Source organism: Bacillus cereus group sp. Bce041, assembly GCF_052646455.1.
The window spans coordinates 1-15,104 of record NZ_JBQXON010000014.1 but is presented as its reverse complement, the minus strand read 5'-3'; the positions used below and the strand labels follow the sequence as shown (position 1 = coordinate 15,104).

Here is a 15,104-nt window from a genome sequence, read left to right as displayed (position 1 = left end):
AAGGGGGGCCAGGCATAAAAACAGGTTGTGGAGAAAGTCTTCTTCACAACCTGAGAGTAAATTATATATCCAAATATGATTTGTTCTTTTAACTATTAAGTCTTTTATAATCTGTTATAGTCGATATAACTAGAGTCATAATAAATCCACTGACCTGTTCCAATTCTTAGCCAGCCGTTCTTTTCTTCATATACTGTAACTTTTTCGCCTTTACTTGTCTTTCTAACAATAGAATAGTTTGTCCCTGATCCGCTTCGAACATTTACCCCAATACCATTAATTTGAGCCATTCCAATTACCTTTTCAACACTACCATTTTCAATTACTTGTAGCATATTTAGAATGAATGTTGCTGTTTCACCACGAGTTGTTGTTCCTTTAGGGTCGTATTGATTATCACCCTTACCTTTTACAATACCTAGACCATACAATCTTTGTACGTCTTCTTTATAGCTAATTTGGTCTTTATCTGAGAATGGTAGGTTTACAACTGGTCCCCATATACCTTTATACTGTAAAGCCTTATTTACAATAATTGCTGATTCTTCTCTCGTAATAGGTGTGTTTGGGTCAAAATAACCATCACCTCTACCTAGAATAATACCTGCACTTGCAGCACGTTTAATACCATCTCGTAAAGTTGAGTTTGCATCGTTTAGGTCTTTAAATGAAGCATCTCCAGCTGGCAGGTTTAGAGATTTAGAGATTAATTGAGCAAATTCGGCTCTTGTTATCGCTCTATTAGGTGCGAAAACTCCGTTTCCTTCCCCTATCATAATACCCCTTCTATTTAACTCTCGTATAGCTTCTTCATACCAACCTCCAGTAATGTCATCTTTTGGTTGATAAAGATTATTATAATACCCACCAACACCATTTACGAATGCATCCCATTGTCCATTATTAATCATATTAGCAGGACAGATTTTACCACTCCATTTTTGGTGTTTTACAATGTTATTTAACGGTACACCAGTTTCTTTCATTAAATAAGCTACAAGTTTCTTAGCATTATCTACCGCTTTACTATAGTTACCGTCACTGTTAACTGCGATTTCAATTGCAATAGATTCTCTATTACCTGGACCATCACCGTCTCCTGCGTGCCATCCGTTCTCGTTTAATGGTAGGTGTTGATAAATCTCTTTATCGTCTACTGTAAAATGCCAAGATGCAGCTCGGTCTGTGTTGCCTACTGCTTGGTTATATAGGTATTGAGCGTGGTTTCTAGCACCTGCTCCTACACTTGTATTATCAGTCTCATGAATTGTAATGTACTTTGGGCTCATATAGTTTTGAGGACGAATATTATCGTTACCTGCTGGAACAATCCATTCAGTGAATGGAACACCATTTATTGTACTAGAGGTGCTAGGTGATATGGGAGACAGACTACGTTTTGTTCTGTTTGAATTGTTAGGAACAGTTAGTGTACCTGTTTCTTCATGAATACCTTCTGAACGTTGAAGACTATCTACTTTCTTATTGTCGACAGTACCTCCACCACGTCCGTCTATCTCTTTAAAACTAGCTTCAATACTTTTTAAAGCCTGTTCATCTGATGTTGTTTTACTTTGTTCCTGAACGTTTGTAGGTTGTTTATTGTTTACTAATTGTTCTTCCTCTGCGAACGATACCAATGGTGAAGATAATACCGTTAATCCTGCCGTGAATGCTACTACTTTTTTATTAAATTTAATGTTCATTTTCAATTTGGTATATCTCACTATTTTAATAGATATACCTTCCCCCTTGTACTTCTTTTAGTGTGAATAATAGTTTAAATAATGGTAGACTGAACCCCAAAAATAACGGCTTGATTTTTCATTTCATATGACAAACCGAAATTTATAAGTCCTACTAAAAATGTCAGTATTTTCGAATTATAACACAGCACGTTTGCAAAAATATAATTCAATAACATAAATAACCTTTAATGTATAAAACGGTTTTGTTGTAAAAATCCCAAGACTCTTGCAAGTAATATCCTAATCTTGGACATACTGGTAGTATGACTCTAAAAAAGGTACGTGATCAGTATGTAAAAGGAAAATTTGTTTAAATGGAGGCATTATCAGCCTGAACTAATCTTATTAACAGTAAGGTGGTATGCTCTTGTTCTATGCTAAGGTTCAAATATTTTGTCACAACTACGTCCATTATTTCTGGAGTGAAATCCGTGCATATGCTTAAAGAGAGCAGATTGATTTACTACGGAACCAGTCTATCCAAAACCAACAAGAATTCATATATCAATTGTTTGGACTTGCAGCATAAGATACAATCCCGTTAGAAGTCTATACGCTTTATTATCTTTTAATCTATTTTTACACCAGAACCATGTTAGCTCTTATATGAAAAATACACGCCTTCTTTTCATTCTATTATTTCTTTTTACCCATCGATTTAAGGGCACGTTTAATAACATCATAGAAACTTAGAGATTGTGCCATATGACCTGGATCTACATATTCTCGTATAGCCCGAAGAACTTTCTTAGGTTCCTTAGAAGAAAAGGTGAAGATCCCATTTCTCTTGGTTTCAATAGCATAACGTGGAATCCATTTCCCCTTAAACATTACAGAAGCTATAACGTAATCTACCTCCTCCCACGGAATCTGAATAAATTTACGCGTATCACGAGAATTATAAAATTCAAACCCTTTATCACCAATCATAATTTTCCCATAGTCCGTAAGTCCCGTAAAAGCGGTAGCATCTATTACTAAATCTACCCTTGTATTAATTGATTGAACCATCATATCCACTCCATTTCATTTATCCTATTTATAATTCGTAACTTCAAACAATTAGATCAATACAAAAAGTGGCTGAAACGATAATCCCCAGCCACTTTTTTATACGAACTATTATCAATTCACAGGCTACTAATCTACACCTCAATCTCAACAATTCCTAAATATTATATCTTAAGAATTGAAAACGTGAGCAACTTAAATTATAAAAGTCCGATTACGTGACCAACTACCCCAACTACGAATAATGAAAGAATAATAACAATTGGGCTGACTTTTTTCTTCAACAACCACATGCAGAAGAATGTCAGAAGTAATGCAGCTAAACCAGGAATCAATTGATCTAAGTTATCTTGCAAGGTAGTTACTTTCGTAGGTGACAGTGCCATTCCTGAGTTTACTTGTTCAAAAGATTGACGAATCCCTTCACCATTTCCAGGAAGTTTGTCCCACTCAACATACGCACCTTTATCTAACTGAACTTCAGATACAACTGGCTTGAATTTAATTGATACCCACCGTTCCACCAAGGCTGCAAGTACAAACATACCAAGGATAGATGCACCTTTTGTAATATCTTGTAATAATCCACCTGAAAGATCATCAGTGATTTTAGAACCAGCTTTATAACCAAATTCTTGTGTATACCACATAAATCCCCAACGAACCAGATTCCAAGCTAAGAAGAAAAGGATTGGCCCAAGGATATTCCCCCCCATTGCTAATGATGCTCCTAAAGCACCTAACATCGGACGTAAAGTAAACCAGAATACCGGATCACCAACACCGGCTAAAGGACCCATCATCCCAACTTTAACCCCCTGAATTGCCACATCATCAACTTCTGCACCATTAGCACGTTCTTCTTCAAGTGCTAATGTAACTCCTAGAATTGGTGAAGCAATATAAGGATGTGTATTGAAGAATTCCAAGTGACGTTTTAATGCTGCTTTTCGATCTTCTTTTGATTTATATAACTTTTTAATCGCTGGAATCATCGAGAAGGCCCAACCACCATTTTGCATACGTTCATAGTTCCAAGAGCCCTGAATAAATGTAGATCGCCATGCAACGGCTAAACGATCTCTTTTTGTTAATTGTATTTTTTCTGCCATTTGTCTTCTCCTCCTCCTGAATTAATAATCGTTTAAGATATCGTCAAGCGGGTCACCAGAGTTACCTCCACCACCATTTGAAGAACCACCCATTTTAGAAAGGCTCAAATAAATAAGAGCTAAAGCCACACCCAATGCACCAAGAGCAATAAGTGTTAATTGAGAAATCGCAGCTATTACGAAACCAATAATGAAGAATGGCCATACTTCTTTTGTTGCCATCATATTAATAACTAGTGCATAACCAACAGCAACAACCATTCCGCCACCAATAGCCATTCCATCAGTTAACCATGCAGGCATTGATTCCAAGAATCCTTGAACGCTTTGTGCAGGGATAAATAAAAGTGCTCCGGCAGGAATTGCAATTCGGATACCTTGTAAACACACCGCAGCGATGTGTAACACTTCAATTTTTTTTATATTTCCTTCTTCAGCTGCCGTATCCATCATGTGTACAATAGGAACAGCAAGTGTACGAACAATCATTGTTAAGAAAAGTCCTGCTACTGCAAGTGGTACCGCTACTGCAATTGCTGATGCAACACCGCTAACACCTTGTCCGCCTAATACTAAAATGATTGCTGATGCAACTGATGCCAATGCAGCATCTGGCGCTACGGCTGCTCCAATATTTGCCCATCCAAGTGCAATCATTTGAAGTGTACCGCCAAGAACAATACCCGCCTCCAGGTTACCTGTTACTAAACCAATTAGTGTACATGCCACTAGTGGTTGATGGAATTGAAATTCATCTAATATTCCTTCCATACCGGCTAGAAATGCAATTAGTATTACTAAAATTATTTCTATAGTAGACATTATGATCCCCCATTTCATTTAAATTTGCTATGTAACTACGATAATTCAACCTTCGCTTTTTTTAGAATATCATCCATATTTGCACGAGAATCATTCGGTACTTTACGTACATCAAAATGAATGCCTTTTGCTTTCATTTTCTCGAAAGCCTCTACATCTTCTCTTCCCATAGAAAGAACCTTATTAACAACAACCTTTCCAGTTGAATGAGCCATAGAACCAACGTTAACTTCTTTAATATCCACACCACCCTCTATAACTCTCAGGACATCTAGTGGGTTTTCAAATAATACCAGTGCATTAGTATTACCAAAACGGGGATCTTTTTCAACTTCAATCATTTTGCTGATTGGAATAACATTGGCCTTAACCCCTGGTGGTGCCGCCTGTTCGATTAATTTTTTACGAAGATCGTCTTTAGACACTGCATCTGAAACTACGATAATACGATTTGGTTGTGTAGACTTTGTCCATGCAGTCGCTACCTGACCATGCAATAAACGAGAATCCACACGGACTAAAACGAACTTGATTTTCCCATCACCAACTACTGTACCGGGAGCAAGTCTGCCATTTGCTTTTACATCTTTTGCAACTGCGATATCAGTATTTTCTTTGGGTTCCAGCTCTTCAGGTTTAATTCTGACCCCTTCCTTCGCTGTTTTAACGATATGCGCTGCGATTTCTTGAGCAGACGTAATTGATAAACGCGATGCATAAGCTTCAATCACCATAGGTAAGTTCAAACCAGCAACGATTGCCCAATTGTCTTTGTGTTCTTCATACAAGCCATTAGCTTGATTGAATGGAGTACCGCCCCATAGATCGACTAAAAACAATACCTCATCTTGATTATCAAAAGATGCAATTGCCGCTTCCATTTTTGCTCTCAAATCGTCTGGCCCTTCGTTTGGCATTAAGGTAACAGCCTTAACGTTCTCTTGCTCTCCAAAAATCATTGCGCCAGATTGTAAAATGCCTTCAGCAAATTGGCCATGGCTTGCTAGGATAATCCCTACCATCTCTCTACCTCCTAAATATTTCATCCTAATTTTTTCTGAATTGACGCAACCAACACAACTTTTCTTCTTCATTTCATCAATCTTTAACTATTAAAAACCAACTTTTTCTATCCTTGAGAAAACCACCTCCTAGGCTATTTAAATCTCACTTCTTTTATAAAATTTTGTTTACTACTAAAAATGAGTTTGTGAATCTCCAATTCATCATTTTTCAAATCATTACTTAAAACACATAATTTCTTAAGTAAAAGGTTCATAATCTTATAAAATAACCCACTATAAGAAAACGCTTTCAAAATATAGAAAAAACATACCGTTGAAAATCATTGTTTCAAATACACTTACTCTAAACCTAACCAACTATAAATAGACTGAGTTGCTTCAAACAAAAATAGGAGTAAAACTCCATTTGCGAATTGCCTCATTGATAAGGAAAGCGTTTATCTCGAAAAACATGATTATCAATGCAAACGAACATGACAGAAAACAATTTAAAGTTCTTTCGAATGATAAAAATACCATGTAAGTTTTTATTACGCATATGTTACTTACCAAAAGTTCAATAGAATGAAAGAGTATACACATTTCTCCTTTTCCCAACTAAAGAAAAGCACTGTTATTCGCACAATGAAATCGATTCCATTTACTAAAAACATTGCCGTTCTATCTGATAAGATGATTTATATCGCCTGCATACAAAATAGCAAACAAAAAAACAATAACCCCTACTTACGAGTCAGAATTTTGCTAAAGATAGCTATCCAGAAAACAGTTTATAGTTGGAGACAGAAATTTGATATAAGAGTTGATTCGTCGCAAAAGAATAAAACCACTATCATCCTCTACAACCGTCATATATTCATTATATCCATTGTGATTTTTTTCACAATGGATATAAATTGAACATTTTATGAATAAAACAATTCCACATTATAAGAAATGTATAGTGATTTTTTTAGCATACATTTTTTACTTAGATACCCCTTCGCATTACATGATTGATAGTAAATGTGGTTAACTAATTACTTTCTAATTGAATTTTAATATATTAAGTGCTTAATAAATCAATTGAAAACCTATAGCTCCTATGATTCCTCCTATGGTACTACCAATTATGGGAATCCATGCGTATCCCCAATCCGAAGAACCTTTATTACATATTGGTAAGATTTGATGTGCTAGCCTTGGCCCAAAATCTCGAGCCGGATTTAAAGCAAATCCAGTTGTTCCACCAAGAGATAAACCTATAGATACTATTAACGCTCCTATTATTATTGGAAGTAGTCCATCTGTAACTTTATTATGACTTATAGCTAAAATTGAAAATACAAATACCGCAGTGCCAATAATTTCACTTAACAAATTGGAAGGCCAACTTTTTATTGCAGGGCTTGTAGAAAACACCGATAATATAATTTCTTGATTTTTAGTTTCTTTCCAATGCGGAAAATACTGGAGCCAGACAAATATTGAACCTAAAAAAGCCCCAATCAACTGTGCACCAATATAGGAAGGAACTTCACTCCAAGGAAATACCCCTATACAAGCAAAAGCAATTGTAACTGCAGGATTCAAATGTGCACCACTTATGTTATCTACTATATATATAGCGAATGTAACTGCTAATCCCCAGCCAAGAGTAATTGCAACCCATCCGGAATTTTGTGCTTTGGATTTTTTCAGCAAAGTACCTGCTACAACGCCGTTCCCTAATAAAATAAGAACCAAGGTTCCAATTAATTCCCCCATAAATGGAGACATATTTATGACCCCCTTTGTTATTTCAAAAACCATTGTATAAACACAAGGGCATCATCAGCATCTTCCCCATCAAGAATTACATGTATTTCTGCCCCTCTTTTTACTGCTAAATCGATTAATTGAAGAGTACTTTTTGCATTAACTTTTTTATCTTTAAATATAAACTGAACCGAACAATCATAATCCCTTAAGCCATCTACAATTTCACTTGCTGATTTTGCATGAATTCCATCCTTACGAGTTACAATTAATTTTCTTTCGATTCTCATAAGATTAGCTCCTTTTATATTTTTATAATGGTTTTCGCTTCAAGTACAGCCTTAAATCTTATATATTTCTTCTAATATTTTGCCAATCCCTAATTCAACAACTGCTACGAAGGACCCTCTATTAATGGTCAATCTGCTATTTTGATTTAATCACTCTTAATTAGAGCGCCTCCCAAATTTACGAATACAATTACAACTCGTTCATTATAAATAGCCTCTTGAATTTATCTGAAGCTTCTACCTACTTCATCGTTATCTACTCCTCCTACAGAAACTATTAAAACACCGGAACTTAATTTGGCGAGTAAAGCTTTTAAATCTCTGAACTTGCAGATAACCATGAGAAATTAAAGCTAATCCTACATTACTCATCACAATTGCTCCCTCAGTTCATTAACAATATCTTTTTCACCTATAAGAGATAAACATAGAGTTTCAAAGATAATAAAAGATGAGACTGCTCCTGGATCTAAATGACCAATAGACCTTTCTCCTAGAAAGGAAGCACGCCCTTTTTTAGCTAATAATGGCTTAGTCTTTTCCATTTGTTCTCTTGCAAAAATGATAAGACCAATAGGTTTTATTTTTTCTCCATTTCTTTGGATATACTTCAAAACAGGATCCCAAACATCAAGCATTGTTTTATCTCCTATCTGAGTTTTTCCTCTTAGACAGATGCCATCTACAGATTCTTGAAAAGCAATCCCCAATTCATTGATTGTAATTTTATTTTTCCCTTTCAAAACACTACCAGCCCTTAAAAATGCTGTTCCATATAAAGGCCCTGATGCACCGCCAACCTTTGAAATAAGTATCATTCCAATATCATGAAATACATTTCCAATATCATCATAAGCTGTATATGATATCTTTTTTTCAACCTCTTTAAACCCTCTATTCATATTAATACCATGATCTCCGTCACCTATAAATTGATCAAGTTGCGTTAGATTTTTTTTTTGATACTCAAGTTGTTTTGCAGTAAGTTGCATCCAATTGATGATATGTCTTGGTGTAATATACATGTTGGCCCTCCTATTGTACACGCCAGTTAGTCGTATTTGCTGGATCATTAAGCAAAGCAGATAATTGTCCATCTAGTTTTAATAAAGTAATAGAAAAACCGGCCATATCAATCGCTGTCATGTATTCCCCAACATATGTTTTACTGATATCGATACCAATTTTGTTTAATATTATGTTAATCATTTTATTTAAAATATATAATTCCATTAACGGCGTTCCACCTAAGCCGTTTACCATTACTGCAACTTTATCACCAATTTTCAATTGCATATCACTTAAAATATGCTCTAAAAGGAGTTCAGCCATTTCATTAGCTGCTATCATACTAATACGATGAGTTCCAGGTTTACCGTGAATGCCTATACCAACCTCTACTTCATTTTCACCAATTCTATAACCGACTGTATCAGATCCAGGTATAGTACACGTTGTTAATGCCATTCCCATACTACGCATATTAGCAATCACTTTATTTGCAACATCTTCAACTTCTTTAAGCGATGCTCCTTTCTCAGCCATTGCTCCAGCTATTTTATGTACAAATATTGTTCCAGAAATTCCTCTTCTTCTCATGGTGTGTGAACTATTACCAATAGCAATATCATCATTAACAATGACTGTAGCAATTGGGATTCCCTGTGCTTCAGCCATTTCAGCAGCCATTTCAAAATTCATTATGTCTCCTGAGTAGTTTTTTACAATTAATAAAACCCCACTTCCAGCATCCACCTTTTGAATCGCTTTCAAAATCTGGTCTGGTGTAGGAGAAGTAAAAATTTCGCCCATTACAGCAGCATCAAGCATTCCTTTACCAACAAATCCTATATGCGCTGGTTCATGACCACTCCCGCCTCCGCTGACAATTGCCACTTTTCCTGGAAATGGACTATTAGCTCGAAGAATTATATTTGTTTCACCCATATTTTGTAGTTTATCAGAATGTGCAAACAACATTCCGTCAATCATATCCCTAACTACTTTTTCTGGATTATTAATAAATTTTTTCATGGCATCTATTCCTTTCCATTAGTCGCCGCTAGTACCCTAACATTTAATTTTATAATTTTATTCCCTCCTACAATTCCCTTTTATTATAAAAACCTATAATGATTTCACTTGGACATTTAGCTTTAAGCCTCCAATTTCATCTAAAAGATTGTTCCAATGTTTGCTTGCTCAAATTTCCCTTTCCTCATGTGAAGTGCTCCAGTGAATACTCCTTTTTCATGCTCAAATAGCTCACTTTCAATTAAATTAGGGGGGATAGCCGCACAATTTACTAGAATAAACGACTTATCCTTTCTGAAAACAGCTTTATGGATACCTTTACCTATAAGTTCTTTTCCTGTTTCACTCTCTCCAGTAATAAGAATCGTAGAATCTAATTCTGCTACTTTATTCGCAACAAAGAGCGTCTTAATTAAAGTGTCACTATAAATAATAATGTCTGGAAAAGAGTTGTTTAGTTTTTTATATTTCGACAATTCACATTCTAAATACTTTATTCTGTTCTTTTCAAGAGTCAATTGGTCTAATAATGATTGTGTTTCATGAATAGATTCATCGTTAAAAGTATTCCGCTCAATTTTGCTATAAGTGTAGCTACGGCTCGAGCATGTGGACCATTTGTAATATGAATATTAATTTCAATCTTTTGTATCACAAGAACCTATTTCATAATAATACATGCATAAAAATACATAAAATTCAACCAGTGAATTTTATGTATTTTTATTTTCATTGTTAAAACTCTAACTATTATATAATAAGATTATTTATACAAAACCTGATAATATAGGTTTTTAATACTATTTTTCCCATTTCATCTTTCTTAAAAAATAGTATTTGATTTTTGATAATCATAACACTATCTTTTAATCCGTCATATAACAGACGAAAAATATACATAAAATATTCATAATTCTGTACTCAGAATTTTGATAACATTAGATTCAAGGTTAGATTTTCAGCTTACTTACAAAAAAATCAAGGAGTGATTATCATGGAACGTATCCTAATTAGCCCGCAAAAATATATTCAGGGAAGAAATGTAATTAAAAAAATTGGAGAGTATGTAAAACCTCTAGGAACCAATTTATTAGTTATTGTAGATGAATGTGTTTGGCATCTTGTTGGTGAAAAAGTTATGGAAAGCTTTCATAAACAAAATCTATGCTTTGAAAAAGTCGGTTTTAATGGTGAAAGTTCTGAAAATGAAATTGCAAGAATTGAGAAAATAGGAAAAGAATTTGGTGCTGATGTAATCATTGGTATTGGTGGTGGTAAATCAGTAGACACAGCAAAAGCGGTAGGAGAAATTCTTTCGGCCAAAGTTGTAAGCGTTCCCACTATTGCCTCAACAGATGCACCAACCAGTTCTCTTTCTGTTATTTACTCTGATGATGGAGTATTTGAGAAATACAAATTTTATTTAAAAAATCCGGATATTATTTTAGTAGATTCCCAAGTCATTGCACAAGCTCCATCCAGATTTTTAGCTGCTGGGATTGGAGACGGAATGGCTACATGGATTGAAGCTAGAGCAAATTTAGAATCCCGAAAACCCGCTATGGCTGGAGGACTCTCTACCCTAGCAGCTGCTAGGATTGCAGAACTCTGTTGGGATACCTTATTTCAATATGGAGAAGCTGCTCTTTTAGCAGTTAAACAAAAAACTGTTACTCCAGCAGTTGAAGCCGTAATAGAGGCAAACACCTTGCTTAGTGGCCTTGGATTTGAAAGTGTGGGGTTAGCTGCAGCTCATGCCATCCATAATGGTTTTACTGTTTTACATGATAAGACTCATGATTTGATGCATGGAGAAAAGGTTGCATTTGGCACATTAGTACAAATGGCATTGGAATCTTGGACAACTGAAGAACTATATAACTACATTGATTTCTGTATCAAGCTTGGCTTACCAACTACACTTGAAGATCTGAACTTAGGTGATGCAAGTAAAGAAGAATTGATGAAAGTGGCTGAAGCTGCCTGTCAAGATGGTGAAACTATACATAATATGCCATTTGAAATTTCACCAGAAATGGTTTTTGATGCAATTATTGCTGCTAATGCTTATGCTACAGAGTATAAATTAAAAAAATTAGTTCAAAATTACAATCCAAAAAATTAATTAAGTGTATATTACACATTATTTAATTTTGTATGTGTTCTTTTAAGAGTTTAGCAAAATTACAATACCATATATTAAAAACTAAATAAGCATTAAAATTGTATATATCATGAAATAATCTGAAGACTTCATCCAACATATAAGAGCACGAAATATTTAAATGAATCATAGCATTATGTCAAAATTAATTTTGCAACTGAATTTTCACACCAAAAATAAATATAGAAATAAAAAAACCTCTTTATGAGGTTTTTTCTAGTCCTATACTTTTGATAAAAAAATAAGTTGTTTTTATTATAAACAATAGGTTAGCAACACCATCTTAACATATAGAAACCAAAAATCTATGTGTCAATTTTTCAAACATCCTATAGTTTTTATGAGAATACTAAAAAGATATAATTCATAAAAAATGTAGGAGAAGTAAAGGACTTAATTTATGCTGCTTCCAGTTTACCTACTCAACTAAAGTAAGACAATTTTAGAAAACCTAAAAATAATATTCTCATTTTATTACTAAAGAATACAACAAATTGTTTAGATTTAGTAATAGAAGTAGTTAGTCTTGTACTCAAGATAAAAAATTTTTAGCCAAACTAGATTATTAGAATCGACACTTTTGTGTACATTTATATTACTTCTAGCTCACTATTCATCCCCACCTTACAAAAATGGTATATATATGTACATTTTAATTCGATTTTCTGTAGTTTATGAGAAGAAATATATTGTTTTTGGATGAATATTATTATATTTCCCTCTAATTTGTTTCATTTTTTGTAAGTTGTTATCCTACTAAATGAGGGTAATCATCACGTATAAAAGTATCAGTATTGGGAGTTACGGCAATAATTCTTCAAAATATATATTAAAAGAATTTTAATAATGCCAAATATAATTTCTTTTTTTAATTATAAATTAGAAGTGAGGAGATATTATTATGATTAGAAAGAAACATCCATTTTGTACTCTAGCAAAAACAGCTGTTGCATTAACTATGATCATTCCTACATCCCAAGCCATTAGCCATACGTTTGCCTACGCTCAAGAAAATATAGCGAATTCTCAACAACAAGTAGCGCCATTTTGGAATAAAAATAAAGATTATCCAGGTGAATCTTACGTTACATATGAAGGTAAGATTTATCATTCTGTATATTGGGTAAATGCAGGTACATTACCTACCCAACAATTTAGCGGTTGGGAATTATATACTGGTTCAGAATATATAACTGACAATAGTGATCCAAATGATTTATTTGGTGAAGGAATCACTTGGCCAACTCATGTTTTTGCACCATATGTAGATAACGGCATGAATCCTCAAAACCTATTAAAATATGCCCAAGAAACAAATACTAGTTTCTTCACGCTTTCCTTTATAGTGGCTGATAAAAATGGAAATCCAGTATGGGGAGGAAGTCATACCCCTATTGGAGATGGTAACTTAGATGATCAAATTAAACAAATTAGAAAAATAGGTGGAGATGTTAAAGTATCTTTTGGTGGAGCAAATGCTGGTAATATCCCTGGATTAGGTGCAGATCTTGCCGCAGCTATTACAGATGTGAATAAATTAAAAGATGCTTATAAAAGTGTAATTAACACATTACATTTAACACACATGGATTTTGATATTGAAGGCGTCTTAGTTGCTCACCCAGAATCTATCGAAAGAAGATCAAAAGCAATTGCGTTATTACAAAATGAATTAAAAGCTGAAGGTAAAGATGTAAAAATTGGTTATACCTTACCAGTAATGCCATATGGCCTAACTAATGATGGACTAAATGTAATTCAAAGCGCTATAAAACATGATGTAGATTTAAATTCAGTTAATATTATGACTATGGATTACGGGCAACAAAACCAACAAATGGGACAAGCTGCAATAGATGCTATTAATAGCTTGCATGGACAATTAACTAATTTATATAAAGGTACTATTAAAGATTCTGACATTTGGAAAATGATTGCTGTTACACCTATGATAGGAAAAAATGATACTCAAAATGAAATTTTCACATTAAATAATGCAAAAGAATTGTTCCAATTTGCCAAAGAAAAAGGTATTGGGGAAATTAGTATGTGGTCAGTGTATCGTGATAAAAAAGCTACTGAAAGTTGGCAAATCGGTCAGGCAACTGGAGATGCTTCTGGATTACCCGATGTAGACGACGGTGCTTTTTCTAAACTATTTTCTGCTTTTAATAGTAGTACTGAAATTGACGTAATCGCTCCAACAGCTCCTTCTAACCTACGCTCTGCTAGTCAAACAGCAACAACTGTTGAGCTACAGTGGGAGGCTTCCACAGATAATATTGGTGTGAAAGAATATGAAGTTTATCGTGATGGAAAAAAAGTAGGAACAACAAAAACAACACGTTATGAAGATGCGGGATTACAAGCCAATACAAAATATAATTATACAATTAAAGCTACAGATGCAGCAGGAAATAAGTCAAAAAGTAGCAATGAAGTTTCAGTTACAACAAAAGAAGAGAATCCAGAACAAATAGCTCCAACAGCTCCAACAGGATTACAAGCATCAGAAACTACTACAAACAGTGTTCATTTAATATGGGAAGAATCCATAAGTAATGTTGGTATAAAAGAATATGAGATTTATCGTAACGGTACGAAAATAGCTACAAGTCCTTCAACTTACTATACAGATGAAAATTTACTGGCTAGTACAGAATATAGATATATGGTAAAAGCTATAGATACTCAAGGAAAAGTTTCAGTTGCGAGTAATGAAATCAAAATCACAACAAAAGATACCCCCTCTTCTGAGTATAAGGCATGGGATTCGTATGCTGCATATAAAAAAGGAGATAGAGTAGAACATCAAGGTAAAATTTATGAAGCAGTTCAAAGTTATCAAGGATACGGTGATCCAAATTGGATTTTCTCATTAGCTTTATGGAAAGTAAGTGAACTACCCGCCACTTAACATCCTAACGGACTGTTTGAAGTGGGGGCTTCTCGGTTAGTCGTTACTTTTGGTAGCTAACGAATTCGTCCTAAGACAGTCGAGCTAACTCCCTTGTTCCAAGGGTTATTTTATTGCTATCTATGCTAACGCCAATAGGCGTATTGCTTCATTTTTGATATTGATAGCTGCGTTATAATCTCTATCGAGATTTACACCGCATATACAAGAATAGACTCGCTCAGACAATGACATATTTTTCACA

At 34.4% G+C, this 15,104-nt stretch carries 13 protein-coding genes and 1 pseudogene; 3 read left to right on the top strand and 11 right to left on the bottom strand.

The window, feature by feature from the left end:
- Window positions 1-104: 104 nt before the first annotated feature.
- Window positions 105-1,706, bottom strand: a complete 1,602-nt coding sequence (locus ACUN13_RS26745; RefSeq protein WP_341723403.1) for an S-layer homology domain-containing protein — start codon at window positions 1,704-1,706, stop codon at window positions 105-107.
- Between the two features lie 413 nt (window positions 1,707-2,119).
- Here ACUN13_RS26745 and ACUN13_RS26740 point away from each other — a divergent pair.
- Window positions 2,120-2,277: pseudogene (locus tag ACUN13_RS26740) on the top strand (IS6 family transposase); the annotation flags it as partial.
- A 107-nt stretch (window positions 2,278-2,384) separates the two neighbouring features.
- On the opposite strand, the gene ACUN13_RS26735 reads toward ACUN13_RS26740, so the two are convergent.
- The 9 genes from ACUN13_RS26735 to ACUN13_RS26695 all read right to left on the bottom strand — a co-directional run bounded on the left by ACUN13_RS26735 (window position 2,385) and on the right by ACUN13_RS26695 (window position 10,255).
- Complete coding sequence (locus ACUN13_RS26735) at window positions 2,385-2,762, bottom strand: DUF956 family protein (RefSeq protein ID WP_445424035.1); 378 nt, start codon at window positions 2,760-2,762, stop codon at window positions 2,385-2,387.
- A 197-nt stretch (window positions 2,763-2,959) separates the two neighbouring features.
- Complete coding sequence (locus ACUN13_RS26730) at window positions 2,960-3,871, bottom strand: PTS system mannose/fructose/sorbose family transporter subunit IID (protein WP_000818327.1); 912 nt, start codon at window positions 3,869-3,871, stop codon at window positions 2,960-2,962.
- Between the two features lie 21 nt (window positions 3,872-3,892).
- Window positions 3,893-4,693: a PTS mannose/fructose/sorbose transporter subunit IIC gene (locus ACUN13_RS26725; protein ID WP_000103758.1), complete on the bottom strand. Its 801-nt coding sequence runs from the start codon at window positions 4,691-4,693 to the stop codon at window positions 3,893-3,895.
- Between the two features lie 35 nt (window positions 4,694-4,728).
- Window positions 4,729-5,715, bottom strand: a complete 987-nt coding sequence (locus tag ACUN13_RS26720) for a mannose/fructose/sorbose PTS transporter subunit IIA (protein WP_341723404.1) — start codon at window positions 5,713-5,715, stop codon at window positions 4,729-4,731.
- Between the two features lie 1,056 nt (window positions 5,716-6,771).
- Window positions 6,772-7,476 (bottom strand): MIP/aquaporin family protein, encoded by a 705-nt coding sequence (locus ACUN13_RS26715; protein WP_445424034.1) that lies wholly within the window; start codon window positions 7,474-7,476, stop codon window positions 6,772-6,774.
- Window positions 7,477-7,493: 17 nt separating this feature from the next.
- Window positions 7,494-7,745: an HPr family phosphocarrier protein gene (locus tag ACUN13_RS26710; protein ID WP_065705945.1), complete on the bottom strand. Its 252-nt coding sequence runs from the start codon at window positions 7,743-7,745 to the stop codon at window positions 7,494-7,496.
- 371 nt (window positions 7,746-8,116) lie between these two features.
- Window positions 8,117-8,770 carry a dihydroxyacetone kinase subunit DhaL gene (dhaL, locus tag ACUN13_RS26705; protein WP_086422660.1) on the bottom strand — a complete coding sequence of 218 codons (654 nt, stop codon included), beginning with the start codon at window positions 8,768-8,770 and terminating at the stop codon, window positions 8,117-8,119.
- A 10-nt stretch (window positions 8,771-8,780) separates the two neighbouring features.
- Window positions 8,781-9,779, bottom strand: a complete 999-nt coding sequence (dhaK, locus tag ACUN13_RS26700) for a dihydroxyacetone kinase subunit DhaK (protein WP_445424033.1) — start codon at window positions 9,777-9,779, stop codon at window positions 8,781-8,783.
- 140 nt (window positions 9,780-9,919) lie between these two features.
- Window positions 9,920-10,255 carry a sigma 54-interacting transcriptional regulator gene (locus ACUN13_RS26695; RefSeq protein WP_445424032.1) on the bottom strand — a complete coding sequence of 112 codons (336 nt, stop codon included), beginning with the start codon at window positions 10,253-10,255 and terminating at the stop codon, window positions 9,920-9,922.
- A gap of 518 nt (window positions 10,256-10,773) precedes the next feature.
- Between ACUN13_RS26695 and ACUN13_RS26690 the strand changes: the two genes are divergently transcribed.
- Complete coding sequence (locus tag ACUN13_RS26690) at window positions 10,774-11,904, top strand: glycerol dehydrogenase (protein ID WP_445424031.1); 1,131 nt, start codon at window positions 10,774-10,776, stop codon at window positions 11,902-11,904.
- Between the two features lie 940 nt (window positions 11,905-12,844).
- Window positions 12,845-14,860: a fibronectin type III domain-containing protein gene (locus ACUN13_RS26685; protein WP_445424030.1), complete on the top strand. Its 2,016-nt coding sequence runs from the start codon at window positions 12,845-12,847 to the stop codon at window positions 14,858-14,860.
- A gap of 120 nt (window positions 14,861-14,980) precedes the next feature.
- On the opposite strand, the gene ACUN13_RS26680 is transcribed toward ACUN13_RS26685, so the two are convergent.
- Window positions 14,981-15,104, bottom strand: a 124-nt coding sequence (locus ACUN13_RS26680; RefSeq protein WP_272514186.1) for a zinc ribbon domain-containing protein, incomplete at its 5' end; no start/stop codon positions are given.

What these genes read in the sequence shown, in the direction of transcription:
- ACUN13_RS26745 (WP_341723403.1), bottom strand. Translation starts at nt 1,706, where the DNA reads ATGAACATTAAATTTAATAAAAAAGTAGTAGCATTCACGGCAGGATTA.
- ACUN13_RS26735 (WP_445424035.1), bottom strand. Translation starts at nt 2,762, where the DNA reads ATGATGGTTCAATCAATTAATACAAGGGTAGATTTAGTAATAGATGCT.
- ACUN13_RS26730 (WP_000818327.1), bottom strand. Translation starts at nt 3,871, where the DNA reads ATGGCAGAAAAAATACAATTAACAAAAAGAGATCGTTTAGCCGTTGCA.
- ACUN13_RS26725 (WP_000103758.1), bottom strand. Translation starts at nt 4,693, where the DNA reads ATGTCTACTATAGAAATAATTTTAGTAATACTAATTGCATTTCTAGCC.
- ACUN13_RS26720 (WP_341723404.1), bottom strand. Translation starts at nt 5,715, where the DNA reads ATGGTAGGGATTATCCTAGCAAGCCATGGCCAATTTGCTGAAGGCATT.
- ACUN13_RS26715 (WP_445424034.1), bottom strand. Translation starts at nt 7,476, where the DNA reads ATGTCTCCATTTATGGGGGAATTAATTGGAACCTTGGTTCTTATTTTA.
- ACUN13_RS26710 (WP_065705945.1), bottom strand. Translation starts at nt 7,745, where the DNA reads ATGAGAATCGAAAGAAAATTAATTGTAACTCGTAAGGATGGAATTCAT.
- dhaL (WP_086422660.1), bottom strand. Translation starts at nt 8,770, where the DNA reads ATGTATATTACACCAAGACATATCATCAATTGGATGCAACTTACTGCA.
- dhaK (WP_445424033.1), bottom strand. Translation starts at nt 9,779, where the DNA reads ATGAAAAAATTTATTAATAATCCAGAAAAAGTAGTTAGGGATATGATT.
- ACUN13_RS26690 (WP_445424031.1), top strand. Translation starts at nt 10,774, where the DNA reads ATGGAACGTATCCTAATTAGCCCGCAAAAATATATTCAGGGAAGAAAT.
- ACUN13_RS26685 (WP_445424030.1), top strand. Translation starts at nt 12,845, where the DNA reads ATGATTAGAAAGAAACATCCATTTTGTACTCTAGCAAAAACAGCTGTT.